23 protein-coding genes are annotated in these 25,185 nt (G+C 58.7%); 18 read left to right on the forward strand and 5 right to left on the reverse strand.

Going from position 1 to position 25,185, the window contains the following annotated elements; all coding sequences use genetic code 11:
* The first annotated feature begins 61 nt into the window (after positions 1-61).
* A complete protein-coding gene (locus ALP8811_RS01505) occupies positions 62-820 on the forward strand; it encodes an esterase/lipase family protein (protein WP_108855433.1) in 759 nt (252 codons plus the stop codon).
* A 35-nt stretch (positions 821-855) separates the two neighbouring features.
* Here ALP8811_RS01505 and hemN read toward each other — a convergent pair whose 3' ends face one another.
* The gene (gene hemN / locus ALP8811_RS01510; RefSeq protein WP_108855434.1) at positions 856-2,211 is read right to left on the reverse strand and encodes an oxygen-independent coproporphyrinogen III oxidase; all 1,356 of its coding nucleotides are present in this window, start codon (positions 2,209-2,211) and stop codon (positions 856-858) included.
* A 78-nt stretch (positions 2,212-2,289) separates the two neighbouring features.
* Between hemN and fnrL the strand changes: the two genes are divergently transcribed.
* Positions 2,290-3,030, forward strand: a complete 741-nt coding sequence (gene fnrL / locus ALP8811_RS01515) for a transcriptional regulator FnrL (protein WP_108855435.1) — start codon at positions 2,290-2,292, stop codon at positions 3,028-3,030.
* Between the two features lie 18 nt (positions 3,031-3,048).
* Here the strand turns inward: fnrL and ALP8811_RS01520 are convergent, their stop codons facing one another.
* Positions 3,049-3,888, reverse strand: a complete 840-nt coding sequence (locus ALP8811_RS01520) for a universal stress protein (protein WP_108855436.1) — start codon at positions 3,886-3,888, stop codon at positions 3,049-3,051.
* 213 nt (positions 3,889-4,101) lie between these two features.
* Here ALP8811_RS01520 and ccoN point away from each other — a divergent pair, with 213 nt between their 5' ends.
* From ccoN to ccoS, 8 genes are all read left to right on the forward strand, one after another.
* Positions 4,102-5,703 carry a cytochrome-c oxidase, cbb3-type subunit I gene (ccoN, locus tag ALP8811_RS01525; RefSeq protein WP_108855437.1) on the forward strand — a complete coding sequence of 534 codons (1,602 nt, stop codon included), beginning with the start codon at positions 4,102-4,104 and terminating at the stop codon, positions 5,701-5,703.
* A gap of 14 nt (positions 5,704-5,717) precedes the next feature.
* A complete protein-coding gene (ccoO, locus tag ALP8811_RS01530; RefSeq protein ID WP_108855438.1) occupies positions 5,718-6,452 on the forward strand; it encodes a cytochrome-c oxidase, cbb3-type subunit II in 735 nt (244 codons plus the stop codon).
* Between the two features lie 9 nt (positions 6,453-6,461).
* Complete coding sequence (locus ALP8811_RS01535; RefSeq protein WP_370738861.1) at positions 6,462-6,641, forward strand: cbb3-type cytochrome c oxidase subunit 3; 180 nt, start codon at positions 6,462-6,464, stop codon at positions 6,639-6,641.
* Positions 6,642-6,677: 36 nt separating this feature from the next.
* Complete coding sequence (gene ccoP, locus ALP8811_RS01540; protein WP_108855439.1) at positions 6,678-7,550, forward strand: cytochrome-c oxidase, cbb3-type subunit III; 873 nt, start codon at positions 6,678-6,680, stop codon at positions 7,548-7,550.
* Positions 7,551-7,947: 397 nt separating this feature from the next.
* Positions 7,948-9,360 carry a cytochrome c oxidase accessory protein CcoG gene (ccoG, locus tag ALP8811_RS01545; RefSeq protein WP_108855440.1) on the forward strand — a complete coding sequence of 471 codons (1,413 nt, stop codon included), beginning with the start codon at positions 7,948-7,950 and terminating at the stop codon, positions 9,358-9,360.
* A gap of 3 nt (positions 9,361-9,363) precedes the next feature.
* Positions 9,364-9,849 carry a FixH family protein gene (locus ALP8811_RS01550; RefSeq protein ID WP_108855441.1) on the forward strand — a complete coding sequence of 162 codons (486 nt, stop codon included), beginning with the start codon at positions 9,364-9,366 and terminating at the stop codon, positions 9,847-9,849.
* 33 nt (positions 9,850-9,882) lie between these two features.
* Positions 9,883-12,078 carry a heavy metal translocating P-type ATPase gene (locus ALP8811_RS01555; protein ID WP_108855442.1) on the forward strand — a complete coding sequence of 732 codons (2,196 nt, stop codon included), beginning with the start codon at positions 9,883-9,885 and terminating at the stop codon, positions 12,076-12,078.
* 4 nt (positions 12,079-12,082) lie between these two features.
* Positions 12,083-12,244: a cbb3-type cytochrome oxidase assembly protein CcoS gene (gene ccoS / locus ALP8811_RS01560; RefSeq protein ID WP_108855443.1), complete on the forward strand. Its 162-nt coding sequence runs from the start codon at positions 12,083-12,085 to the stop codon at positions 12,242-12,244.
* A 104-nt stretch (positions 12,245-12,348) separates the two neighbouring features.
* Here ccoS and ALP8811_RS01565 read toward each other — a convergent pair whose 3' ends face one another.
* Both ALP8811_RS01565 and ALP8811_RS01570 read right to left on the reverse strand, forming a co-directional pair.
* Positions 12,349-12,954 (reverse strand): LuxR C-terminal-related transcriptional regulator, encoded by a 606-nt coding sequence (locus ALP8811_RS01565; protein WP_181363667.1) that lies wholly within the window; start codon positions 12,952-12,954, stop codon positions 12,349-12,351.
* A gap of 175 nt (positions 12,955-13,129) precedes the next feature.
* Positions 13,130-13,783, reverse strand: a complete 654-nt coding sequence (locus tag ALP8811_RS01570) for an arylesterase (protein ID WP_245924496.1) — start codon at positions 13,781-13,783, stop codon at positions 13,130-13,132.
* Between the two features lie 27 nt (positions 13,784-13,810).
* Here ALP8811_RS01570 and ALP8811_RS01575 point away from each other — a divergent pair, with 27 nt between their 5' ends.
* Complete coding sequence (locus tag ALP8811_RS01575; RefSeq protein ID WP_108855445.1) at positions 13,811-14,479, forward strand: ABC transporter ATP-binding protein; 669 nt, start codon at positions 13,811-13,813, stop codon at positions 14,477-14,479.
* Positions 14,476-17,010 (forward strand): ABC transporter permease, encoded by a 2,535-nt coding sequence (locus ALP8811_RS01580; RefSeq protein WP_245924498.1) that lies wholly within the window; start codon positions 14,476-14,478, stop codon positions 17,008-17,010. Before ALP8811_RS01575 ends, ALP8811_RS01580 begins: the two co-directional genes overlap by 4 nt.
* 95 nt (positions 17,011-17,105) lie before the next feature.
* Here the strand turns inward: ALP8811_RS01580 and ALP8811_RS01585 are convergent, their stop codons facing one another.
* Entirely contained in the window at positions 17,106-18,386 is a 1,281-nt protein-coding gene (locus tag ALP8811_RS01585; protein WP_108855446.1) for an acetylornithine deacetylase/succinyl-diaminopimelate desuccinylase family protein, read from the reverse strand.
* Between the two features lie 203 nt (positions 18,387-18,589).
* On the opposite strand from ALP8811_RS01585, the gene ALP8811_RS01590 reads away from it, so the two are divergent.
* From ALP8811_RS01590 to ALP8811_RS01615, 6 genes are all read left to right on the forward strand, one after another.
* Positions 18,590-19,666 carry a coiled-coil domain-containing protein gene (locus tag ALP8811_RS01590; protein WP_108855447.1) on the forward strand — a complete coding sequence of 359 codons (1,077 nt, stop codon included), beginning with the start codon at positions 18,590-18,592 and terminating at the stop codon, positions 19,664-19,666.
* A gap of 6 nt (positions 19,667-19,672) precedes the next feature.
* Entirely contained in the window at positions 19,673-20,065 is a 393-nt protein-coding gene (locus tag ALP8811_RS16225; protein ID WP_146183975.1) for a hypothetical protein, read from the forward strand.
* The gene (locus ALP8811_RS01595; RefSeq protein WP_245924500.1) at positions 20,058-21,227 is read left to right on the forward strand and encodes a hypothetical protein; all 1,170 of its coding nucleotides are present in this window, start codon (positions 20,058-20,060) and stop codon (positions 21,225-21,227) included. The genes ALP8811_RS16225 and ALP8811_RS01595 overlap by 8 nt, the downstream gene beginning before the upstream one ends.
* A gap of 14 nt (positions 21,228-21,241) precedes the next feature.
* Positions 21,242-23,176: an AAA family ATPase gene (locus ALP8811_RS01600; protein WP_108855448.1), complete on the forward strand. Its 1,935-nt coding sequence runs from the start codon at positions 21,242-21,244 to the stop codon at positions 23,174-23,176.
* A gap of 377 nt (positions 23,177-23,553) precedes the next feature.
* The gene (locus ALP8811_RS01610) at positions 23,554-24,915 is read left to right on the forward strand and encodes a DUF6638 family protein (protein ID WP_108855450.1); all 1,362 of its coding nucleotides are present in this window, start codon (positions 23,554-23,556) and stop codon (positions 24,913-24,915) included.
* Positions 24,916-24,917: 2 nt separating this feature from the next.
* Positions 24,918-25,184 (forward strand): hypothetical protein, encoded by a 267-nt coding sequence (locus ALP8811_RS01615; protein ID WP_108855451.1) that lies wholly within the window; start codon positions 24,918-24,920, stop codon positions 25,182-25,184.
* Position 25,185: the final 1 nt, after the last annotated feature.

Below are 25,185 nucleotides of genomic sequence, written 5' to 3' on the forward strand. Positions count from 1 at the left end.
ATCGGGTGACCGTCTGGCCTATCGGCTCGAACCCTTGTGTTGATACCGGTATCCTAACCCCATGAGATTGACCCCAGTATTTGCCCTTTTGATCGCCCTAGGCAGCGCGCTTCCCGCTCGTGCGGATTGTGTCGTGCTGTTGCATGGGCTTGCGCGATCAGCCTCGTCGATGTGGGTGATGGAGGAAGCCTTGGAGGCCGCAGGCCATAAGGTGATCAACCTTGGTTATCCATCGACCAAAGCCGAGATCCCCGTTCTGGCAAATTCTGCCATTCCCCCTGCCGTCGCAGCTTGTGGCGACGAACGATTGCACTTCGTAACCCACTCGATGGGGGGCATCCTTGTGCGTGTCTGGCTGGATGACAATCGCCCCAAAAACCTGGGCCGGGTTGTGATGTTGGCCCCGCCCAATCAAGGGTCAGAGCTGGTGGACGAATTTGCCGAGCTAGAGCCGTTTGAATGGATCAATGGCCCGGCCGGGTTGCAGCTGGGCACGGGTGAGGATTCGGTTCCCAATCAAACGGGCCGCGCCCAGTTCGAGCTGGGCGTTATCGCCGGAAACCGGTCGCTAAACCCGATCTATTCGGCAGTGATCGACGGCGCGGATGATGGGAAGGTCTCGGTTGAAAGTACTCGGGTCGAGGGGATGGATGACCACATCACCCTTCCCGTGACCCACACCTTCATGATGGTGAACCCGCTGGTCATCACGCAGGTCGAGAACTTCCTGCGCGATGGTGAATTCGAACATGGTCTGACCTTGGCCGAGGTATTGGACCGTATCGCCATCGAAGCGGGCTATCGTAAAAAATCACCGTGACGGCGTCCGTTGACGAAAGATAGATCAGGCGGCGATTACACCGCCTGACTATGCCCGCTTTCATTCACCTCGTAGGCGTCAAAGTGACGGGCGATGATACGTGCAAGCGGGCGGGATTCGTCGCGGATGGTCAGGACGTTGTCCACCAGATCCGTTGTGCCGGGCATCGCTTCCTCAAGCCCATCGACCCACTCCAGCAGCGTCTCAATCGGAAGTGACTGTTCCTTGGCCAGCGCCGCAAGGTCTGCGCGGAAGTAGCACAGAAGGTCTTCGATCACGCGGCCGCGCGCGATGTCATCACCTTCAAACGTGTGCCCCTTGGCGGCGGTCAGCTGCCCGTCACGCGCGGCAGCTTGATATTTGGCGGTAGCAGGCTGGTTTTGCACATACCCCTGCGGATAACGTGCGATCGAGCTTGCACCCACGCCCATCAGCACTTCGGACGCATCCTCGGTATAGCCTTGGAAGTTCCGCTTCATCGTGCCGGCTTTGTGCGCCTTGGCCAACCCGTCCGTGGGTAGGGCAAAGTGGTCGATGCCAATCTCGTCATAGCCACTTGCCACAAATAGGTCGCGGGCGGCGTTGAACAGCTCCAACCGTGCTTCCGCAGACGGCAGGGCTTCGGTGGGGATCAGGGTCTGGCGACGTGCCATCCACGGCACGTGGGCATAGCCAAAAAGCGCCACACGATCCGGGCCAAGGCTGATCAGCTTTTCAACCGAATCCGTGACGCGCGCGACATTCTGGTGGGGCAGGCCGTACAGGATATCCATGTTCAGGCTGTCGATGCCACGGGCGCGCAGACCGTCCACAGCATCCTTGGTGATTTCATAGCTTTGCGGACGTCCAATGACCTCTTGGATCATCGGATCGAAATCCTGCACGCCAATCGAAGCGCGGTTCATTCCGGCTGCGGCCAAGGCGTCAAGACGGGCATCGTCCACTTCAGAGGGGTCAATCTCGACCGAGAACTGAGCGCCCTCGGCAAGGGGCATCGTGTTCAGAATGGCGTCGGTCAGATCGGCGATCATCTCGGGTTGCAACAATGTAGGTGTACCGCCACCCCAGTGCAGGTGCTCGATCTCGATCCCGGGAGCCAGAAGCGACTTGATCGTAGCAAGCTCACTTTTCAGGCTATCCACGTAGGCGGCGACGGGTTCAGCTGTCGACGTGCCTTGGGTGCGACAGGCGCAGAACCAACACAGACGCCGGCAAAACGGAATGTGTACGTAAAGCGAGACTTTATTGCCTGCGGGGATCGCGCTGATCCAATTCGCAAGTGTCTCGGGGCCGAAGCCTGCCTTGAAATGAGGCGCGGTCGGGTAACTTGTGTAGCGGGGGACGCGCGCGTCAAAAAGACCAAGGCGTTTCAGTTGCGTAAGTGTCTGCATTCGAATACGCTGTAACATCAAACGCGCTGCATACTTTGATCAGGATCAAAGCAAGATACTTCTCTTGTTCAGGAAGCCATGAACGATACCAGTTTCAACTCTAGAGATTGCGGGACTTGCCCGATTCGCCATCGTGCCGTGTGTTCACGCTGCGAACCGGATGAGTTGGAGCATCTCGACGATATTAAATACTATCGCACCTACGAAGCGGGCCAACCTGTCATTTGGGCGGGTGACCCGATGGAGTTCGTGGCCAGCGTGGTCACTGGGATCGCAACGCTAAGCCAGACGATGGAAGATGGTCGAACTCAGATGGTCGGTCTGTTGCTGCCCTCTGATTTCATCGGCCGCCCCGGTCGCGAGCACGCGCCCTTTGACGTGGTCGCAGTTACTGACCTGACCTTGTGTTGCTTCCGTAAGAAGCCCTTTGAAGATCTTATGGGCTCGACCCCATCGATTGGCGGGCGGCTGTTGCAGATGACGCTGGATGAACTGGACAGCGCACGCGAATGGATGTTGGTTCTGGGGCGCAAAACCGCACGTGAAAAGATTGCCAGCCTTGTCATGATCATTGCCCGCCGGGATGCGGCGCTGCATAAGCGGCTGCCCAAAGATGGCATGGAATTTGATCTGCCGCTGACACGCGAAGCAATGGCAGACTACCTTGGCCTGACGCTGGAAACTGTGAGCCGCCAAATCTCGGCCCTGAAGAAGTCGGGTGTGATCCAACTGCAAGGCAAGCGCCAAGTGCACATCCCCGACCTGCAAAGACTGGTGTCCGAGACCGGGGATGATGTGGACGGCGGCCATATTTTCTAGACCGCCGACCAGCGAGCTTTAGTGCGCCATCAGTACCGGAACTGCGGCAACTTCCAGCATATGCCGGGTAGCACCGCCCAGAATCGATTCGCGGAAGCGCGAGTGGCCATAGGCCCCCATCACGATCAGGTCTGCATTCTTGTCACTGGCGTGGCGGTTCAGAATGTCGGCAATGCGCGGCATGGTTTTTGCCAGAACCGAAACTTCGGCCCTTACACCGTGACGTGCCAGCATCTGACTGAGCGCCCCGCCCGGGTCCGACCGCTCAGGCCCGTGCTGAGGCGGGTCAATGACAGCGATCGAGATTGATTCGGCTGCCTTCAAGAACGGCATGGCGGCGCGAATCGCGCGTAGCGATTCGGTGCTTTCATTCCAGGCGATCACCACATTTGAGGGAGGTTCCGACATCGAAACGTCATCGGGCAGCACCAGAACCGGTACGCCGCCGTCAAACATGGCGCTTTCGATAATGGCCTCGGAATTGTGGCCGCGGCCTTCACCATAGGGGCGAGGTAGGATGACTAAATCTGCGAATCGTGAGCGGTGCGACACCACATGGTTCAACGTGACCGATTGTGTCGCCAGTGCTGCCGACGACCAAGGCGTCACATTCGACGCAAGAATTTGTCTGATGTTTTGCTCTAGCGCTTCGATGTCTTCCCGTACCTGAGCGATGTTATCCTGCACCATCATCGCGGATGCCCCGGCGTAGTAAAACCCTTGCTGCGAAGGGTCTATACCAAGGCACAAGGCTTCGAGATGTGCGTCGAAACGCTCGGACAGACAACGGGCTGTATCCAGTGCAGGACGGAACAGCGTGTCGTCTGATATGATTGTCATAATCGTTTTGTAGTCCATGTCAGGCCTCCAGCGAGTGTCACTGGAAGGGTGCCAAGCCTTCACATGTGACGCTTTGACATGGGTCAATCGCCGAAAACTGCCTAGGTGCGGCAAGTTTTGACATGGATCAAGGCGAGGGGAAGGGGTTAAGTCCAAACCGACGAAAGTCGAAAGGTGCCCTGAGTCTATTTAGGATCGTGTGGGCACAAGACAATGACGAAGGGACGCAAAATGTGGGATTACCTCAAACTGGTGATTTTCGCGCTAATAACAGTATTGGCCGCAATCGCCGCAAGCTATGCCCGCGACGTAGCCTACCAAGTACACGCTATTTTGGTAGTTCTGATCGCGGCTGGCCTGTTCGTTTACACACTTCGAGGTGTGGGAAGCGAAAAGGTCGTTGAAACCGGATATATGGATGGGCCCATTCGCGTGGGCGTTGCCTTGACCGCCTTTTGGGGCGTCGTAGGCTTTCTTGTCGGAACGTTTATCGCGTTCCAGCTGGCCTTCCCTGACCTGAACTTTGCCTGGGCCGAGGGTTATTTGAACTTTGGACGCCTGCGCCCACTGCACACTTCTGCAGTGATTTTCGCATTTGGCGGCACGGCTCTGATCACCAGCTCGTTCTACGTGGTGCAGCGCACCTCGGGTGCACGTCTTTGGGGCGGTAACTTGGGTTGGTTCGTATTCTGGGGCTATCAGATTGTAATCCTGCTGGCTGCAACCGGCTATTTGCTGGGCGCGACGCAGTCGAAAGAATATGCCGAACCCGAGTGGTACACCGACCTTTGGCTGACCATTGTTTGGGTGGCTTACTTGGTGGTCTTCATGGGCACGCTGATGAAGCGGAAAGAACCGCACATCTACGTCGCCAACTGGTTCTTCCTGTCGTTCATTGTCACCGTTGCCATGCTGCACGTTGTCAACAACCTGTCGATCCCGGTCTCGATCTTCGGTTCGAAGTCGGTTCAGGTCTTCGCCGGTGTGCAAGACGCCATGACGCAGTGGTGGTATGGCCACAACGCCGTTGGCTTCTTCCTGACCGCTGGCTTCCTTGGCATGATGTACTACTTCGTACCGAAGCAGGCTGAACGCCCTGTCTTCTCGTACAAGCTGTCGATCATCCACTTCTGGGCCCTGATCTTCCTGTACATCTGGGCTGGTCCGCACCACCTGCACTACACCGCTCTGCCGGATTGGGCTTCGACCCTTGGCATGGTGTTCTCGATCGTGCTGTGGATGCCCAGCTGGGGTGGTATGATCAACGGTCTGATGACCCTGTCGGGTGCATGGGACAAACTGCGTACCGACCCGGTTATCCGTATGATGGTTGTGTCCATCGGCTTCTACGGCATGTCGACCTTCGAAGGTCCGATGATGTCGATCCGCGCCGTGAACTCGCTGTCGCACTACACTGACTGGACCATTGGTCACGTACACTCTGGTGCTCTTGGCTGGAACGGTATGATCACCTTCGGGATGCTGTACTTCCTGGTCCCCAAACTGTGGAACCGCGCAGGCCTGTACAGCCAGAAACTGGTAAGCTGGCACTTCTGGCTCGCCACCATCGGTATCGTGCTCTACGCCGCGTCGATGTGGGTAACCGGTATCATGGAAGGCCTGATGTGGCGTGAAGTTGATGCGCAAGGCTTCCTGGTGAACTCGTTCGCAGACACTGTTGCCGCTAAGTTCCCGATGTATGTGGTTCGCGGCCTGGGCGGGGTTCTGTTCCTCGGTGGTGCTCTGATCATGTGCTACAACCTCTGGATGACCGTGAAGCGTGCACCGGCTGCTGAAGCAGCAGGCGACGCAGCAGCGGCACCGGCAGAATAAGGAGGGAATGACTAATGGGAATTCTCGACAAACACGGCGTTATTGAGAAAAACGCCACCATTCTTCTGGTCGGTAGCCTTCTGGTTGTGACCGTGGGTGGCATCGTAGAGATCGCACCGCTCTTCTACCTCGAAAATACAATCGAGGACGTGGAAGGCATGCGCCCCTACTCGCCGCTCGAGCTTGAGGGCCGGAACATCTATATCCGCGAGGGCTGCTATGTCTGTCACTCGCAGATGATCCGCCCGATGCGTGATGAAGTTGAGCGTTATGGCCACTACAGCCTTGCGGCTGAAAGCCAGTACGACCACCCGTTCCAGTGGGGCTCCAAGCGGACAGGGCCTGACCTTGCCCGCGTCGGTGGCCGCTACTCGGACGAATGGCATGTAGATCACCTGGTTGATCCGCAGTCGGTCGTACCGCCCTCGGTGATGCCGAAATATGCTTTCCTTTTGGATAAGCTGATCGAGCCGAAATACATCCAGGACGTGATGAAGACGAACCGGATCGTGGGTGTACCTTACACCGACGAACAGATCGCAAACGCGGAAGCAGACTGGCTGAGCCAAGCTGATCCCGATGGCGACAATTCGGACGTCGATGCGCTCCAGGCTCGCTATCCGAAGGCGCAAGCGCGCAACTTCGATGGCAAGCCGGGTGTGTCCGAGATGGACGCGCTGATCGCCTATATGCAGATGTTGGGTACTCTGGTCGACTTCTCGACTTTCACACCTGACGCAAGCCGGTAAGGAGCTGGGATGATGGACACCTATGGTATTATGCGTGCCTTCGCAGACAGTTGGTTCCTGATCGCGATGTTCGCCTTTTTCGTCGGGGCAGCTTTATTTGCGTTCCGCCCGGGATCGAACAAGGTCCACAAGGATATCGCGAACATCCCCTTCCGCCATGAAGACAAACCTGCCGGTGACCGGGACTGATGTTCCCGGGCGCTCAGCTCAAAAGGAGTTGCGGCAATGAGTAAGAAACCTGTTGAAAAGAAAGAGCCCGAAACCACGGGCCACGAATGGGACGGCATTCAGGAGTTTAACAACCCGCTGCCCCGTTGGTGGGTCTGGGTATTCTACCTGACGATCGTTTGGGGGATCTGGTACACAATCGCCTATCCTGCATGGCCGATGATCAAGGGCGCCACCGCTGGCTACCTTGGCTTCTCGACCCGCGCGGAAGTTGCCGAAGAAATCGATCGCTTCAAGGGCATGAACAGTGAATTGGAAGCCCAGCTGGCTTCTGCTGACCTGACCACGCTGAGCCAAGGTTCGGATCTGCACAACTACGCCATTCAGTCTGGCCGTGCGACCTATGCCACTTGGTGTTCGCAGTGTCACGGTTCGGGCGCGAACGGTGCCGTTGGCTACCCCAACCTGCTGGACAATGACTGGCTTTGGGGCGGTACGCTGGAAGACATCCAGACGACTGTGGCTCACGGCATTCGTTCGGAAGATGACGATGACACTCGTTATTCGGAAATGCCCGCCTTCGGTGACGACTATCTGAGCGATGAAGAAATCGCACAGGTTGTGGCCTATGCCATGTCGCTGTCGCCAGTCACCAAAGATGCTGCTGACATGTCGTTGGTTGCTGATGGTGCTGTGGTCTACGAAGACAACTGCTCGTCCTGCCACATGGAAGACGGCATGGGTGATCGCGCCCAAGGTGCTCCGAACCTGACCGACGCCATCTGGCTGTTCGGCGAGGACAAAGACACGATCACGTCGATCGTTTCTGAAGGCCCCTACGGCGTTATGCCGGCCTGGAGCGGCAAGCTGACCGACAGCCAGATCAACGCTGTTTCGGCTTACATCCACCAGTTGGGCGGCGGCGAATAAGCCACCGGCACTGGACCAAGACCTTTGTCTGAGCGCGGACGCGCTCGGGCACACCAAGTTCCGGGGCCTCACTCCCCGGTCGAAGGCACCGACCTCTGATCCTGTTCGCGCGTTTCTCCGAGGTCGGTGCCGACAAATTCCAAACCCGGGTGCATGGCGCCCGGGTTTTCTTTTTTAGGGGTGCGGAAGAATCAGATTTTCATGCACAATGTCGAAATCGTTCCCTTTCCCTGCGACCTTTTTGCACTGCGACACTGTGCAAACTCGTAGTTTCTCAGGGGCTTAGATAGGCAGTCGGTGAAAGCCTTCAGAAAAAGTCTTGATCCACATCAATGCTTAGATCTGGAATAGTTCCTAAGTGGAACCACAAGCGAAACACAGGATCCGAGAAACAGTCATGTCTGACGCCCCAGAACAGCTATACGCCCCGCGCGAGCCAATCTTCCCGAAACGGGTAAAGGGCACCTTCCGTAGCCTTAAGTGGTGGATCATGGGGATCACCCTTGGCATCTACTATCTTGCACCGTGGATCCGTTGGGATCGTGGGCCGAACCTGCCAGATCAGGCGATCCTGGTGGACATGGCCAGCCGCCGTTTCTTCTTCTTCTGGATCGAAATCTGGCCGCATGAGTTCTATTTCATCGCGGGTCTTTTGATCATGGCGGGGCTTGGGTTGTTCCTGTTCACATCGGCCGCGGGCCGGGTCTGGTGCGGCTATACCTGCCCACAGACAGTGTGGACCGATCTGATGATCCTTGTGGAACGTTGGATCGAAGGCGACCGGAACGCCCGGATCCGCCTGCAACGCCAGAAATGGGACGGCGAGAAAATCCGCAAGCGCCTGATCAAGTTCACGTCTTGGATGCTGATCGCTGTCGCCACAGGCGGCGCGTGGGTCTTCTATTTTGCCGATGCGCCAACGCTTTTGGTGGATCTGGTGACCGGTCAAGCGCACCCGCTGGCCTATTCGACGGTATTGGTGCTGACGCTGACCACCTTCTTCTTTGGTGGTATCGCCCGCGAGCAGATCTGTATCTATGCCTGCCCATGGCCGCGTATCCAGGCTGCGATGATGGACGAAGACACCATCACCATCGCGTATCGCGAATGGCGTGGGGAGCCGCGAGGACGCGGCAAGAAGCGGGACGATCTGGGCGATTGTATCGACTGTAACGCCTGTGTCGCTGTCTGCCCGATGGGGATCGACATTCGCGACGGCCAGCAGATGGAATGCATCACCTGCGGCCTGTGCATCGACGCCTGTGACGAGATGATGGTGAAGGTTGGCAAGGAACGTGGCCTGATCGACTATCTTGCGCTGAAAGACGAGTCGTACGAGCGCGCTGGGAACCAGAAAATCCCGGTGATGAAGCATCTGCTGCGTCCGCGCACCATTCTGTACACGTCGCTTTGGACACTTGTTGGGGTCGCCCTGACCGTGGCGCTGTTTGCACGTCCCAAGGTGGATGTCACCATTCGCCCCGTGCGTAACCCGACCTATGTGACGCTGTCGGACGGCTCGATCCGCAACACCTATGACGTGGGTGTTCGCAACCGCCACGGCGAAGAATGGCCCTATTACTTCACCCTGACCGATGGCAGCGCCCTGACGGTAGAACTGGAAGGCACGGACAAACTTGTGCTAGTAGCTCCGCCTGATACCGAGGCAAAACAGCGTGTCTACGTTGTTGCACCTCCGGGAACGGAAGCCGCCAAGCTGGACCGTACTGACCTGCGCATCTGGGTCGTGGACGGCGTGACCGGAGACCGTGCTCACCTTGACACTGTCTTTAACGGAAGAGGGCGCTAAGCCATGGCTGAGAAGACTGAGAAGAAAGAGTTCGAACTGACTGGCAAACATGTTCTGGCCATCGTGGTCACTGCATTCTCGGTCATCATCGGTGTGAATGTTTTCATGGCCTATTCGGCCGTGGGAACATTCCCCGGGCTGGAAACTAAGAATTCCTACGTGGCCAGCCAGAAATTCGACGCCCAGCGTACCGCGCAAGAGGCGCTTGGTTGGGATGTTGCTGCCCGGATCGAAGGCGAGACGCTGTTTCTGGACATCAAGGACGTGAACGGCGACGCCGTGACCGTTGCGTCGCTTTATGGCCTTCTGGGCCGGGCGACACATGTGAACGAAGATCAGGAACCGGCCTTCAGCCAAAGCTCGACTGGGGTCTATACGGCGCAAGTCGGCAAGCTGGGTGGGGGCAACTGGAACCTGCGTATGAATGCCGTGGCCGAAGACGGCACCAGCTTTCAGCAACGTATCCCGATCTTTCTGAAAGCCAACTAGGCTTTCTTCTGACGCGCGAACAAGGAAAACACTATGGCTGCTCCGATTTCTGCCTGTCCGGCCTGTGACGCTGCCCCGCTTGCTGAAGCACAGGCGGGCAAGGGCTATCGTGGCAATGGGATGGAAGCGAAGCGGATCATGCTGTCGCTGCCTCAGATCTATTGTGCGGCCTGTATTGCGGGCGTCGAACGTGGTCTGGCCAAGCAGGATGGCGTGCGCGCCGCGCGTGTAAACCTGACGCTGAAACGTGCCGTTGTAGATGTGGACCCGGATATCGAGGCACAGACGCTTGCCGATTACCTGACGGGTATCGGGTTCGAAGCCTACGAGTTGGATCCAGGTCAGCTGACCGGGACCGCGACGGACAAGCACGGCAAAGACCTTCTGATGCGTTTGGGCGTATCGGGCTTTGCGATGATGAACGTGATGCTTCTAAGTGTTGCGGTCTGGTCCGGTGCCACCGATGCCACACGCGATCTGTTTCACTGGATCAGCGCAGGCATCGCCATTCCGACGGTTGGCTTCTCTAGCCAGGTGTTTTTCAAATCCGCGTGGTCGGCCCTTCGGGTTCGCCGCTTGAACATGGATGTGCCGATTTCACTGGCAATCCTTCTGGCGCTAGGCATGTCGATTTACGAGACAATGCACTCGGGCGCCCACGCCTATTTTGATGCGGCGCTGTCGCTGACCTTCTTCCTGTTGGCGGGTCGTTATCTGGACTATCGCACCCGCGCTGTCGCCCGATCCGCAGCCGAGGAATTGGCCGCACTTGAGGTGCCCCGCGCGCTTCGCGTTGTGGACGGCCAAGCGGATGAGCAAGTTCCCGTGTCCGAGCTGGAGCCGGGCCAGATTGTGCGCGTCGTGCCGGGATCCCGTGTGCCTGTGGACGGCATCGTGACCGGCGGCGAAAGCGAACTGGACCGCTCGCTTCTGACCGGGGAAAGCCTGCCAGTGGCCGCGTCGCCGGACAGCATCGTGTCCGCCGGCGAGGTAAACCTGACCGGCCCTCTGACCGTGCGTGTGACTGCGGCTGGTCGTGACAGCTCGCTGCACCGGATGGCCGATCTGGTCGCCATCGCCGAGACCGCGCGCAACCGCTATACGTCGCTCGCCGACAAGGCAGCGGCGGTCTATGCGCCGGTGGTTCACCTTCTGTCCTTCGCCGCGTTCCTGTTCTGGTTCTGGTATTCCGGCGACTGGCGCATGTCGATGAACATCGCCGTGGCTACACTGATCATCACCTGTCCCTGTGCTCTAGGCCTTGCAGTGCCTGCTGTGACCACCGCGGCCTCTGGCCGTTTGTTCAAGCAGGGGATGCTTCTGAAATCCGCCACCGCGATGGAGCGTTTGGCCGAGGTTGATCACGTCGTCTTCGACAAAACCGGCACGCTGACCGAAGGCAAACCCGCGCTGGATGCGCTGGCCCGCCATAAGGACCGCGATCTGCAGGTGGCGCTTGCACTGGCCGAAGGTTCCAGTCACCCGCTCGCGCAGTCCCTGACCCAAGCTGCCCGCACCGCTGGCGTGCAACCCGCCGAGGTGGCGCAAGTTACCGAAGTGCCGGGCAAAGGCATCGAAGGCCAGTGGAACGGCAAAACGGTCCGTCTGGGTCGCGCCGAATGGCTGGGCGCCAACGCCGTTGGGCAGACCGCCACCTATCTATCGATCTCGGGCGCCAAGCCGGTGGCCTTCAGTTTCACCGACGCTCTGCGCCCCGGTGTTGAAGAGGCTATTACCGCGCTGAAAGCCAAAGGCATGGGTGTCACCCTGATCTCGGGCGATGTGCCTGCAGCCGTGGCCGACATCGCTGGCCGTGTGGGTATCGAGGACTGGAAGGCCGACACGCTGCCAGAAGATAAGGCCGAATACGTGGCCCGTCTGGGCAAGTCGGGCCGTAAGGTGCTGATGGTCGGAGACGGTCTGAATGACACGGCGGCCTTGGCCGCAGCTCATGTCTCGATCTCGCCTGCATCCGCGTTGGAGGCCGCCCGCGTGGTGTCTGACATCGTGCTTTTAGGCAAATCGATGGAGCCGCTGGCCGGTGCCATCGACATGTCGAAATCTGCTACCCGCCGGATCAAAGAAAACTTTGCAATTGCTGCTGGCTATAACGCCATCGCCATTCCGATTGCATTGATGGGTTTTGCTACGCCTCTGGCAGCAGCGCTTGCCATGTCGACCTCGTCGGTGACAGTGTCACTGAACGCTCTGCGTTTGAAGAAAGGCTAAGCTGATGAACGTGCTTGTGTACCTGATCCCCATTTCCCTGCTTCTGGGTGCGCTGGGTCTGGCTGCGTTCTTCTGGACCTTGAAGTCAGAACAATACGACGATCCAGACGGCGACGGTCAGCGAATTCTTAGCGATCGGTGGGACGAAGAGCCACCCGAAGAATGAAGCGCTTCCACGTTTGATCGAGTTTCAATCTCGGGCCTTTCGCTGCGCTCGAACGGAATATTGAACACGTCCGGAATTCTATGTCTCGTGGGATCGTTTACCGCTCAGACAATCCCGTTGCGAAGTGCGATCATCGCCGCATGGGTGCGGTTCTTTGCGCCCAGCTTGGTGATGATCGACCGCATATGCATTTTCACGGTGACTTCCTGAATGCCAAACATATGCGCGATTTCCTTGTTCTGTTGCCCCTCGCACAGGCTGTCCAGAATCTGCTTCTCGCGCCGCGATAGTCCGGTGCCGTCGCGTTCAAAGCTTGGTTTTTGTGCTTTGGGAAAGACCATCAGGCCAAGGTCTTCGTTGATCAACGTCAGAATACTTGCCAAGGCAGTCTCGGATATCTCGACCGGAGCCCCCGCGCAGGCACCGGTTTGAAGCGCCTGTCGCGACGCCGCTAGTTCTTTCTTCGGCAGCAAAAGAACGACCGCCAAACGTCTATCTCGCCGACACAGCTTTTCGATGGTTTTCAGACCGCCAAGGTCTGGAAGCCGATAGTCGATAATAGCACAGTCAAAGCCGGGGGGACTCGCAAGTGCGTCCAAGACGCGCTGCATGTTGTCGAAACTGGACGGCACGGGCATACCGCGTGCACCAGCGGCGGAAAGAGCCTTGCGCTGTAGCGCAGGGTCGTCAGAGGCGATCAGTATTCTCACAGCGGAACTCCGCACCTTGGCATCGAGCGTAAGGGCTCGACCTGCTACAACGGGTCGCTGAATTGGCACAGCCACGAAAACCCGCATAGGTGTCTCAAGGAATAAGTTTTATGCGGGTCACCCGTCAAAAAAAACTGCGGCATTACACGCGTAAAATAAGGGCGCAGCCAGAGGTTTAACGCACTAAGGATACCACAGAAGGGACTATTTTGTCCACAATGCGGACCACGCCCTGCTGGTTGGGGTGCAGCCCGTCTGGCTGAAGATACAAGCGCCGTGCATCGGAAAACGACCCGGCTGTGGCGATGCCTTCCAGAAAATTCGGAAACAGATCGACGCTGAATTCTTTCGCAAGGTCGGGGAATATCCTTTCGAAATCAGCGCGATACATCTCGCCGAAGTTTGACGAGGCAAGGACGCCGATCAGAAGGGTAGGGATGCCTTTGTCCCTCAGCTCTGTCAGGATAGAGGCAAGATTGCGCTGTGTTTCTTCAGGCGAGATGCCGCGCAGCATGTCATTGCCGCCAAGCGCAACCAGCGCGATGTCGATCTCGTCGGTCAGGATCCAGCCAAGGCGCGCGGCACCTCCGGCCGAGGTGTCACCGGACACGCCGGCGTTGACCACTTGGACGTCGAGCCCTTGGTTGATCAGTGCGGTCTCCAATTGAGGAACGAACCCCTCGCCCTGCGGCAATCCATATCCCGCCGTCAAACTATCGCCCAATGCCAGAATAGTGGTGGTTTCCGCCTGCGCGGCGCCGGTCATGAAGACTGTCACGAAAAGCCCCTTGAGACTGCGGGTCAAAACCCCATATGCAGCTGATATCATGCCATTCTCCTAAAGAAGGTCCGCCCAATGACGACCCCGGTTCTATCGCTGCGCGACGTGCGCCTGACTCTTGGCAATAATGCAGGCCGGACCGAGATCCTCAAGGGCATTGACCTAAATGTGACCGCTGGGGAAACCATAGGCCTGACAGGGCCGTCCGGGTCGGGCAAATCCTCGCTTCTGATGCTGATGGGCGGTTTGGATCAGGCGACAGGCGGGACAGTTCAGGCGCTTGGTCAAGACCTTGGCGCGATGAATGAAGACCGGCTTGCACGGTTCCGGCGCGATCACATGGGGGTGGTGTTTCAATCCTTCCACCTGATCCCAACCATGACCGCCTTGGAAAACGTCGCCACACCGTTGGAGCTGGCTGGCGTGTCGGACGCGTTCGACCGCGCCACGCAAGAGCTTGAGGCCGTTGGCCTGTCCCATCGCCTACATCACTATCCCAGCCAGATGTCGGGCGGTGAACAACAGCGTGTTGCCTTGGCCCGCGCCGCAGCACCCCGGCCCGAGATCCTGCTGGCCGATGAGCCGACCGGCAATCTGGATGGCACCACCGGGGCCGCGATCATGGATCTTCTGTTTGGTCTGCGCGACCGCCACGGGTCGACGCTGATCCTTGTAACCCATGCCCCTGAACTGGCCGAGCGTTGTGACCGCGTGGTCCACATCCAAGACGGGCGGCTTGCATGATCCAGAACTTCGCCCAGAATTTCGGGATGGCGTGGCGCCTGACCCGGCGCGAGTTGCGCGGCGGGATCAAGGGCTTCCGCATTTTCCTTGCCTGCCTGATCCTGGGGGTTGCGGCCATTGCCGCTGTCGGAACGGTGCGCGAGGCTTTGCGCGCGGGACTTGCCAGCCAAGGCGCGGTTCTTTTGGGGGGCGATGCCTCGATTTCGTTCACCTATCGCTTCGCGGATGACGCCGAATTGGCCATGATTAGCGATGCAGCGGACGACCTGTCAGCCGTCGCTGATTTCCGATCGATGATCGTGGTGGGGGAAGAACGCGCGCTGACGCAGGTGAAGGCTGTCGATGACGCCTATCCGCTTTATGGCGAGGCGCGACTTGACCCGCCGATGCCGATGGCGACCGCTCTGGACGGCGTGAACGGACAGCCGGGGATCATCATGGACGATCTGCTGATTGACCGATTGGGGCTACAGATTGGCGACACCCTGACACTTGGCGAGATCCCATTTGTCCTAATGACCGAGCTGGTCAGCGAACCCGACAATGCCTCCGGCGGGTTCGGCCTTGGCCCACGCTCGATCCTCCGGCGCTCTGCGCTGGATGGCTCCAGCCTGCTTTCCGAAGGCACGCTGTTTGACAGCCACTATCGCATGCGCCTGCCCGAAGGCGGTATCGGCCCCGCCTATGGCGCGCTGATGCCTGACCTCGAGCCCAATGGCGCGCGCTGGCAAGACGCACGCGACGGTGCGCCCGGAATGCGGCGCCTGATTGACCGATTGGGTGCATTCCTTGTGCTGGTCGGGCTGGCGGGGCTGGCTGTCGGAGGCGTCGGTATCTCGGCTGCGATCCGGTCGTATCTGGACGAAAAAACCGGCACGATCGCGATCCTGCGCGCTCTGGGTGCGGAACGCCGCGTGATCTTCCTGACCTATTTCCTGCAAATCGGCATCTTAACCGTGCTGGGACTGGCGCTGGGCGTGATCCTTGGCGCGGTGATCCCCGCCTTGTTGGTCCCCGTCATCGCACAGTCGCTGCCCGTATCCGCGGAACTGACCCTCTATCCCGGCCCACTGGCCGAGGCCGCGCTTTACGGTGCCCTTGCGGCGCTCCTTTTCACCCTCTGGCCCCTTGCCCGGACGGAAGAAGTCAAAGCCGCCGACCTGTTCCGCGACGCGGCCCTTGGGTCGAACCGCCTGCCGCGCCCACTGTTCATCGGGCTCTGCGTTGCCATTCTGGCGCTGCTGGTCTGGGTGGCCGCACGGTTCTCGGGAATGCAGGCGCTGGCGATGTGGAGCTTCATTGGCCTTGGCGGGGCCTTCGCCACGCTGGTCCTGACGGGCATCGCCGTTAAATACGCTGCCCGTTGGCTGGGCCATCGCCAAATCCTGCGCCGCGTACCGACACTGCGTATGGCCTTCACTGCCGTTGGAGGCCCGGGGGGCGAAGCAGGGGCGGTCGTCCTCTCGCTCGGCCTTGGGCTGGCCGTGCTGGCCGCCGTCGGGCAGATTGATAACAACCTGCGCGGGGCGATATCGCGTGACCTGCCGGATGTGGCCCCCAGTTTCTTCGTCGTAGACATCCAGCCGGACCAGATCGACGCAGTGAAAACCCGACTGGAAAGCGATCCCTTCGTCAGCCGCATCGACACCGCCCCAATGCTGCGCGGTGTCATCACCAAAATCAACGACCGTCCCTCGCGCGAAGTGGCAGGCGGTCATTGGGTCATTCGGGGCGATCGCGGCTTGACCTACTCGGCCACGCCCACCCGCACCACGGTCGTCGAAGGCGAATGGTGGCCCGAGGACTACCAAGGCCCGCCGCAGATCAGCTTCGCCGCAGAAGAGGCGCGCGAGATGGGCATCGGCATAGGGGACCACCTGACCATCAACATCCTTGGCCGCGACATCACCGGCGAAATCACATCCCTGCGCGAGGTTGACTTCAGTCAGGCTGGTATGGGGTTCATCCTCACGATGAACCCGTCCGCGTTGGCCGGGGCGCCGCACAGCTATATCGCCACGATCTATTCCGAGCAGGAAGGCGAGGCTGCGATCCTGCGTGATCTGGGCAATGCCCATCCGAACATCACCCTGATTTCCGTGCGTGACGCGATCACCCAGATCACCGGGCTGATGGGGCAGGTGGCCGCTGCGATCACCTACGGGGCGCTCGCCACGCTCGTCACCGGCTTTGTGGTCCTGATGGGGGCCGCCGCCGCCGGAGAGCGCGCCCGCACCTACGAGGCCGCAATTCTGAAAACCCTGGGCGCAACCCGCGCTGGTATCTTGCTGAACTTCGCCATCCGCTCGGCCGTGCTGGGTGCTGCGGCAGGCGTCGTGGCGGTGGTCGCGGGGGGCATCGCAGGTTGGGCCGTGACGCATTACATCATGGAAGAAAGCTTTGCCTTTGATCTGGCAAATGCGCTTGCCATCGTAACCGGGGGTGTCATCGCCACCGTCCTTGCAGGCCTCTTCTTCGCCTACCGCCCACTATCCGCGAAACCCGCCCGCGTCCTGCGTGCCCGCGAGTAACTCCGCATTTTCTTGCCAAAAATATCCCGGGGGAGCCTGAGCGGACAGCGTCCGGTCAGGCGGGGGCAGCGCCCCATGCGGGCCTACCAAACGCGTTAGGTCAGCAATTCCTTCAACACCAAAGCCATGACGCCTGCGCTGTCGATCATGTCCTGCACGCCCACCCATTCATCGGGCTGATGCGCCAGATCCAGAATGCCCGGCCCATAGGCGATGCAGTTCTTCAGCTTGCCGATGCGGTCGATATGCTTCTGGTCATAGGTGCCGGGGCTGACCACATAGGACGGCTGCGCACCCAGTACCTTTTCAATCGCTGCAGCGGTCGAGGTCACAACGGGCGCGTTCTTGTCGGTCATTGTTGGAATGACCTCATGCATGTCGTGGATCTCGTATTCGAAATTTGGGCGTTCATTGCGGATGGCTTCCAACATCCGGCTGACCTCGGCTTTAACCTCGGTGATGTCTTCTTCCATCAGGAACCGCCGATCAATCACGATGCGGCAGCGATCTGCCACGCAAGGTGCGGGCAGGCCGGTAAAGCCGGGATCTTGCTCCGACTCGCCACCGTGGATCGAGTTGATGTTCAGTGTTGATTGTTTCGCCCCTTCGGGCACGACCGGCATATCCGTGCGCTTGGTGGCGAGAAGGGGGAACAGATGGCGCTCCATTTCCTCTAGCACCGCGCCCATGTGACGGATCGCACTGTCGCCCAGAAACGGCATCGAGCCATGGGCAATGCGCCCCTTGGTTTCGATCTCGGCCCACCAGACGCCGCGATGCCCTAGGCAAATACGGTCCTTGTTCAGGGGTTCGGGAATGATGACGTGTTGAACGCGGTCCGGGTTGAAATAGCCCTTCTCGGCCAGATAGGCGACACCGCCATATCCGCCCGATTCCTCGTCCGCTGTGGCGCTGATTTCCACAATTCCGCGATGGTCAGGATATAGCGCGACAAAGGCTTCCGCCGCGATGATCGAGGCCGCTAGCCCGCCCTTCATATCGCAAGCCCCGCGCCCATAGATGCGCCCGTCTTCCAGTTCGCCGCCAAATGGGTCTTTGGTCCAGCCATGGCCCACTTCGACCACGTCGTGATGGCTGTTGAAATGCACGCAATCGCCCGGCGCAGCCCCTTCGTGACGGCAAATCACATTCCAACGCGGATACGTGTCGCTGTCCCCCGGCGTGCCCTCGGCCCGGATCAATTCAACGGTCCACCCCTGCGCGCCCATCCGCTCGGCAATATAGGTGCAAATGGTTCGATATTCCCGTCCCGGCGGGTTCAGCGTGGGGATGCGGATCAGGTCTTGGGTCAGCCGGATCAGGTCATCCTGACGGCGCGCGATTTCGGTAAGCAACGGGTCGGTTCTGTCGGTCATACCGAGACCCTAGGCGTCCTGCGCGCGTATCTCAATGGTGGATACACTGGCCATCTATTTTCCCGGAAAACGCGAAGGAAAACGCTGTTGTGGGTCTTTAAATCGCGGTAAGCTCAACCTAAATACTAATGTAACAGTGATTAACATGCTTCGCGCAGGCAGCAAGACCTGACCGAAGAATTTTGTGGATAGAAGGAGGGCATATGTCCAGTTTTGATAAGCAGATTCGTGAAAGCCAGGCGCAGGTTCAAGAGGCGCAGGCCAAGATTTCCGAACTGACCACGCGGATTGAAACCGCGCGTGCCAAGGCGGAATCGGGCGAAGATATCTCGATCGACATTGAAAACGCGACGCTGGACGACGTGCATTCCCACACTGAAGCGATGAATGCGAATATCGCCGAGCTGATCATGGGTCTTGATGACGTGACCTCGGGCTTTTCCACAGATTTTGACCAGATGCGGTCGAAAACCGGCTGGGAAAGCTTTGTCGGCATCTTCTCGAAGGGGAAATCCGAAAGCATGCGTCAGGAACGGATGCGTACGGCCTCGATCGATGACAAGCTGCAAGAGCTGATCGCGCAGTCGGACAGCATTGTGAACCTGCTGGAAGGTCAGCTTGCGATGCTGAATGAGCAGAAGGAAAAGGTTGGTGAAAATCTGGCGACCACGCTGGATGACCGCGAAATGACCGTAGGCGAGCTGGAAAGCCTTCGCGCTGAAATCCTTGGTATGGACCCCAAGATCATCGAGCTTGAGAACAAGATTGCCAACGAACAGGACGCCGCCAAACGCACGCAGCTTGAGACCGAGCTGGCGGACCTGAACAGCAAATACAACGAGATGGTGCAGGAAGAGCAAGTGAAGCTTGCGCAGTCCCAAACGCTTGAGCGCTATATCGAGAAGGGCAAAACCTGGGTCGATTCACTGCAGAACCAAGCGGCGACGCAGATGGTGCTGATCAACAAGCTGCAGACAGACACCAAGCAACGCGTGGTGCTGTATGATGCGCTGACAAAATCGTTGAAAACGGCGCAGCAGCAGGACGTGGCGCACCGGATCAACGAGATCGGCGTCGAGACCGACAAGGAAGCCCAAGCCGCCATGGCCGCGATTGGCACGGCAACGAACCAGCGTATGGCCGACATGATGGAAGCCCATGAGGACCAGATGGTCTTCGCCCGCGACGTGTTGGAGGCCAAGGCCAAAGCGGACGAACGCTTCGCTCGCCGTTTCCAAGAGATTGTCGAGAAGCACGACAAGAATCTGTATGGGCAATAAAAACCGATGAGATTTCTTCTATGGGCACTATCGGCACTGGTAGGTGTATTCCTGCTTTCGACGATTGTGCTTATAGGACTCGATTGGCTCACAGGTGCTGAAATCGGTTGGAATTTGGTTGAAACGCTTTTCTTGATCGTTGTTGCCATTCCGGTTTTGTGTGTATTTGCAGTTTGGGTGATGTTCACAATCCTAGCACCTCTGATGGCCTGGGGTACTTGGCATTACTTCAGCCTTCTCGCTAAATTGTTGCCGGTTTCACCTCTTCGCAGGCTTCGAGATTTGACTCATCGAGAGTTGCTTGCGGACACTATCTGGACGGTTACAGGGCATCGTGGAGTAGCAGCTAAGGTCCGGCAAAGCTTGTTGGATTCAGATTCAAGGATGATCCGTGAATAACGACATCAAAACCTCAGAACGCACCTCGGCCGGATTCGCCCCCCGCGACCATGCCGAGCTGACGGATACACAGATCACGCGGCGGTATTTCTCGAAGTTCGAGAAGATCACCGCGCATCTCGCCCGCGTGGCCGGACAGATGGAAGTCGAAGGCAAACTTGCGCGCGACGAGGTCGACGTGCTTGCCCGCTACGTCATCAAGCTTGGCCTCAGCTTCAAGGCGCTGGCCAACAAGTATCACATGTCCGAAACGGCCTATGGGCTGGGGGGCAAGACGTTGACCTTTGACCGGCGCGATAGCGGATTTCCGATCCATGCCGAGCTGCTCCAGATGGCGTCCGATGCGGCACAGGCGGACACACATCTGAAGGGTATGGCCTCGGTCGAGGCGTTGAAAAGTCAGATGGTCAGCCAGATCGTGGGTGATCTGAGCGTGCCGAAAAGGCTGCAATACGCGCTGTCGCAGCGCCTGTATTATGAAGAGCTGGCGCGCGGCGATCTTTTCTGGCCGCAGATGCATCCCGACGTTATCTGGCGGCACAACAAGGGCGAAGGTCGCGATACCCGTCGCGTCTATCTGGCCCATTGGGCGGTCTATGACAGCGAAGTGAACCTGCCCACCATCTATCTGATGGAGTTGGAGGACACAGGCCGCGTCGCACTGCCCAAGGACGAACGTCGCTGGCCGCAAATGCAGTCGCATTTGATGGCGCAGTCGATGGCGGGTTTGCAGCTGGTGACCATCGCCACCGGGTTCGACAAGGATTTCGACGACCTGCACCCGAAACGCCTGCGTCGGTTCCATGTCGGCCCGATGTATAGCCACACGTTCACACGCCAAACCGGCCCTCTGCGCGAGGTGCTGGAACAGGCGAAAAGCCCCCCCGGTGAAGACTGGGCGCTGGCGTGGACCGTAGAAGAGCTGAAAAGCCAGAGCGTCAAGGAAGAGAAGTCCGGCTGGTTTGGCAAAGTCGAGCGCGAGATTTTTGCTCTGGACCCGTTTGCGGGCTCCGGCTCGAACATCGGCGCGACCAGCATGGAACGTGCCATCATCATGCCTGAACGCCCGTTTCAAGTGCTTGCCGAAAAGAACCCCGCCGGGTTCCACGACGTACGCAAATTTGTAGTCAGCCCGGGTGGCCGGGTGTTGTCTTACCGTTGATTTAGGAGTTTTAGATGTCTTTACCCGCTGATCTGATGGAGCTTCGCGAAGAAGAAATCCGCGCGCATTACGGCGCGGCTGCGGGGCATCTGGATGGGTTCGATCACACGCCCCGGATTGCCAAACCGAAGGAAGCCCCTAAGGCGGAACGCAGCCCCGGCATTGGACGCGCGCGCCGTTTCCGATCCACGACGCCGGGTCTGGTGACACGCTCAACTGCACGGCCCGAAGGGGTGCATCTGGTCGAACGGATTGAAGGCTCGGACGGGGACGACCCGCTTGTCTCGCCTATGCAGGCGACTGTTCTGCATACGCTGCGCCGCGCCATCGCGATTGCGCTTGCGGTGGGCGAGGGGTTTGCCGAACAGACCGAACTGGCTGCCCTGCGTCGCGCGAACCTCGAAGGCCGTCTGGGCGCGGACAAATCCGCTGCGTTTTCCGAACTTCTGACCGCCGAGGCGCTGATCGTCCTGCATGTCTTCGCCAACGCGACGTCGTATCTTCTGGCCGATCACGCCAGCGAAGCCGCCATCGAAGTCGGCGCAGTTGAAGAGATTCTGACCGACAACGCACCGCTCGCCCTGAACGGCGCCCTGTGGGAGCTGGATCAGGAACTGGCCACCTTCGTGACCTCCGAGGACAAGCTTGTTCCAACCGTTCTGGCCTTTGTCGAACAGCTGATGGAGAAGGTCGCGCTGCGCGCCCAGACCGCCAGCCACCTTGGCCCGTTTACCTCGGCCAATTACCGGGTTGAAGCCGATGAGCTGACAATTTCGGGCTTCACCCCTTCGCGCGCCCATCGCGGCTCGAAGATCACGATGACCTTCAAGAAACCCAACGAAGTTGTGGGCAATCACATCGCCAAATATCAGGCGATGAAGCTGTCGAAAATGCTGATGGCTTATGATTTCGACCGCAAACTGAACCCGTTTGCCGAACTCGGCGGCTTCATCTTCACCTTCATGGGCGACGGCAAGCCGGGCACCGGGAAAACCACGCTGATCCAGATGATGGCCGGGCTGGTGAATGATTACTGCGCCGTCGCGGGCTATCCGTTCCGGTATCAGAATTTCGGCATCGACAATATCGACAGCTATCAGGGCAAGTCGGGCCAGAACGCGAAGGCGTTCATCAACAATGTGCTCGACCCCAATGTGATCGGCTTTGGCACCGTGGATGACATCGACCAGATCGCGGGCAAGCGCGGGGATCGGCAATCCAGCGCGGGCCAGCAAGAGGTCACGGCTGTCCTGATGGAAAGCTTCGCGGGCGCCAACACCGTGGTGCGCGGCAACTGCACGTTTGGGATGTTCTCGAACTATCCCGAGAATGTGGACGATGCGCTCCGCCAACGCGCCGGTGCGCGCTTCTTGGTGGATGGCCCCCAAACGCGCGAGGACTATATCGACATCCTGCATCTGCTCATGGGCAAGAACCACGACATCCCGCTGGGCAAACATGACCTCTACGGCGCGCAGGAAATCAAATCCGCCGTCGCCCGCAGTTTCGAGGCGCATAACAAGCCGCAGGAAACCGGCCTGATGAACGTCTTTGACAAGGTCTATGACCAGATCGGAGAGCTAGACGATATCGCCAAAATCGGCACCTATCTGAAAGGCATTCAGGAGGCCGACGAACGCTTCACGGGCCGCTCGATCAAGAACATCACCGACGCGGTGAAAGTCCGCGCGATGGACTTTGAACTGCCCGATGAGTGGATGGAAAACCCCGAGCTGTTCTTGGTCAAAGACTATGACACCAAGAAAGACATGATCGCCGAACTGCGCGTGCCCATCACCACCGATATGGTGATCCAAGAGGTCAACCGCTACGCCGATTCAGAGTTCCGTTACGCCGACAAATCCGACGAGGTCGCCATCGAAGCGATGGTCCGCGACTTCGGCCGTCAGGAAGAGGCGAAGAAGCGGTATTTGGAGGGGAAGAGATGAAGTCACTAACGAATTCGTGGTCCTTGCTCTTCGCTCTTCCATTTGTGCTTGGCAGTGTGAAATTCTGGTTTCAAATCTATCCAAATCTTCCTGAAGACGCTTCGATTATTGCGACTTGGGGGCAGGCAATTGGATCAGTTGTGCCCATCGGAATTATTGCGTTTGCCTTGTTCGCAGCGGCTCGTTTTTTGAAGTCGAAGGTGAATTAGATTGCCTAGGATTCAAATTGATATGATGGCACACTTCGTGGCAACGCCGCGACGCGCCCGACCTGCCCCGTCGTGCGAGAAGTACGCCTTTGGCGTGGGTGGGCGCGTTCCGCACACACCCACGGGCCGGGCGCATCGCTCGGCTTGTGAAAGAAACGGGGGCACATCATGAAACGCCTCATCCAACGCGGCCTCATGTTTGGCAATTTGATCCGGGTCGACAGCCCCGCGCTGATCGAGCGGTATAACCGCGCGCTCAAGGGGATTTCGGGCAAGCAGACGAAGCTGAAGGAATTTCACATCGACGTCTCGGGTTTTTCGCCTGAGATCGGCGAGGAATTCAAAGATCCGCTCTACCTCAACCCCAATGGCTGCAACCGGCAGTTCATCATTCTAACGGTGGATCAGAAAAAGGCGCCGCTGTTGGGTGCCATGTTCTCGACCTCGCGCGGCATCCTTCGGCAGTTCATTGCGGATAACGAGGCGAAGCTTTTTGCGCTGACCGCCCATGACGCGGTGGCGGGCGAGTTAATGAACTCGGTCTATGACATTTCGGATCCCGCGCGTCTGTTTGATATCCGCAAGATCGTGATCGAGGCGGATACGACCCAAAGTCACGTCAAAAACGCCCGTGCGCTGGCCGAAAAGATCGACCATTTCCAGACCGCGCCGAACGCGTGGTATGACGATGATCTGATTGCTCAGATGATTGATCTGGCCCGCGAAACCGGGGACGTGACCAAGGTTCCGGTCGATCTGGGTGTGCAGGAATTCGAGCAGGGCAATTTCTGGACCGCGCATTTCGGCGGGCTTTACATCTTCCGCGATGTTGAAAGCCCTTGCGTCGTGGTCTCGGGCGACAAGGACAGGATGGAGCGGTTCCCGCGTCTGCCCTTTGTCGACACGACCGAACCCAACCGCATCGCCAGTTTCCTGCGTAAGAACGATCTGGTCGAGCCCTTGGTAAAGGAACGCGGCGCGTCGGGCGCGCGCATTCTGCGTCAGAAGATGGAGTTCATTTTAGTAGACGCCGCGACCTCGGCCGGGATGGAGCTGGGCGACATGTCCTCGCGCACGCTGCGGCATGTGGCGCAACGCATGGGCCGCGATCTGCCGCAGGCCTTCCACGGGTTGGCAGCACTTGTGCGCTGGGCCGAGGCAGGCGGGCAGTGGCCGCGGATCGACAGCCGTCACCCGGCCTATTTCTACACGTTGCGCGCGCGTCCCGATCACCCGGATCGCGACCTGATCAACCGGCTGTTGTCCGAGCTTGCACCGATGGATTTCCGCCAGCTGTTCATCTGTCACAAAGAGCTGTTCTATGCTTCCTACGCCACATGGCCGGACGAAAAGCGCGAGTTTGTGGCAGAGTTCCTGCATCGTGATTATATGGCAAACAAGGCTGGTGCGCGGGACAAGCTGTTTGGCGGGCGTGAAGATCCGTTGAAAGTCCCGAGCACCACACGCAAACGCACCCGCGAACAGGTGATCGAAATGGTCGGCCCGTGGGGTGCGGTGAAAGGAAGGTAGGGATGGGGTTTCTACGTCTGATCATTTTTGGCTTTATCGGGCTCAGCATCATCTATGTGCTGGTCAGCCTCTATTCCCGTTCGGTCCGCCTTGAGAAGCTGGAAGAAAAATGGGCTGAAGAGCATCCCAATGGCAATGAAAGCGACCGCGAGGCGTGGTTGCGCGAGGGGATGGAGGACTATCAGAAAAGCTTCCGCCCCAAGCTGATCTTGCTGGTCTATGTGGTTCCTGCTGTGCTGGTGCTGCTGTCGATTATACTTATTAACTGAG

Source organism: Aliiroseovarius pelagivivens, from assembly GCF_900302485.1.
Lineage (GTDB): Bacteria > Pseudomonadota > Alphaproteobacteria > Rhodobacterales > Rhodobacteraceae > Aliiroseovarius > Aliiroseovarius pelagivivens.

Bases quoted from the DNA above. Each gene is read 5' to 3' on its own strand.
- ALP8811_RS01505 (WP_108855433.1), top strand. From the start codon at position 62: ATGAGATTGACCCCAGTATTTGCCCTTTTGATCGCCCTAGGCAGCGCG.
- hemN (WP_108855434.1), bottom strand. From the start codon at position 2,211: ATGCAGACACTTACGCAACTGAAACGCCTTGGTCTTTTTGACGCGCGC.
- fnrL (WP_108855435.1), top strand. From the start codon at position 2,290: ATGAACGATACCAGTTTCAACTCTAGAGATTGCGGGACTTGCCCGATT.
- ALP8811_RS01520 (WP_108855436.1), bottom strand. From the start codon at position 3,888: ATGGACTACAAAACGATTATGACAATCATATCAGACGACACGCTGTTC.
- ccoN (WP_108855437.1), top strand. From the start codon at position 4,102: ATGTGGGATTACCTCAAACTGGTGATTTTCGCGCTAATAACAGTATTG.
- ccoO (WP_108855438.1), top strand. From the start codon at position 5,718: ATGGGAATTCTCGACAAACACGGCGTTATTGAGAAAAACGCCACCATT.
- ALP8811_RS01535 (WP_370738861.1), top strand. From the start codon at position 6,462: ATGATGGACACCTATGGTATTATGCGTGCCTTCGCAGACAGTTGGTTC.
- ccoP (WP_108855439.1), top strand. From the start codon at position 6,678: ATGAGTAAGAAACCTGTTGAAAAGAAAGAGCCCGAAACCACGGGCCAC.
- ccoG (WP_108855440.1), top strand. From the start codon at position 7,948: ATGTCTGACGCCCCAGAACAGCTATACGCCCCGCGCGAGCCAATCTTC.
- ALP8811_RS01550 (WP_108855441.1), top strand. From the start codon at position 9,364: ATGGCTGAGAAGACTGAGAAGAAAGAGTTCGAACTGACTGGCAAACAT.
- ALP8811_RS01555 (WP_108855442.1), top strand. From the start codon at position 9,883: ATGGCTGCTCCGATTTCTGCCTGTCCGGCCTGTGACGCTGCCCCGCTT.
- ccoS (WP_108855443.1), top strand. From the start codon at position 12,083: ATGAACGTGCTTGTGTACCTGATCCCCATTTCCCTGCTTCTGGGTGCG.
- ALP8811_RS01570 (WP_245924496.1), bottom strand. From the start codon at position 13,783: ATGATATCAGCTGCATATGGGGTTTTGACCCGCAGTCTCAAGGGGCTT.
- ALP8811_RS01575 (WP_108855445.1), top strand. From the start codon at position 13,811: ATGACGACCCCGGTTCTATCGCTGCGCGACGTGCGCCTGACTCTTGGC.
- ALP8811_RS01580 (WP_245924498.1), top strand. From the start codon at position 14,476: ATGATCCAGAACTTCGCCCAGAATTTCGGGATGGCGTGGCGCCTGACC.
- ALP8811_RS01585 (WP_108855446.1), bottom strand. From the start codon at position 18,386: ATGACCGACAGAACCGACCCGTTGCTTACCGAAATCGCGCGCCGTCAG.
- ALP8811_RS01590 (WP_108855447.1), top strand. From the start codon at position 18,590: ATGTCCAGTTTTGATAAGCAGATTCGTGAAAGCCAGGCGCAGGTTCAA.
- ALP8811_RS16225 (WP_146183975.1), top strand. From the start codon at position 19,673: ATGAGATTTCTTCTATGGGCACTATCGGCACTGGTAGGTGTATTCCTG.
- ALP8811_RS01600 (WP_108855448.1), top strand. From the start codon at position 21,242: ATGTCTTTACCCGCTGATCTGATGGAGCTTCGCGAAGAAGAAATCCGC.
- ALP8811_RS01610 (WP_108855450.1), top strand. From the start codon at position 23,554: ATGAAACGCCTCATCCAACGCGGCCTCATGTTTGGCAATTTGATCCGG.
- ALP8811_RS01615 (WP_108855451.1), top strand. From the start codon at position 24,918: ATGGGGTTTCTACGTCTGATCATTTTTGGCTTTATCGGGCTCAGCATC.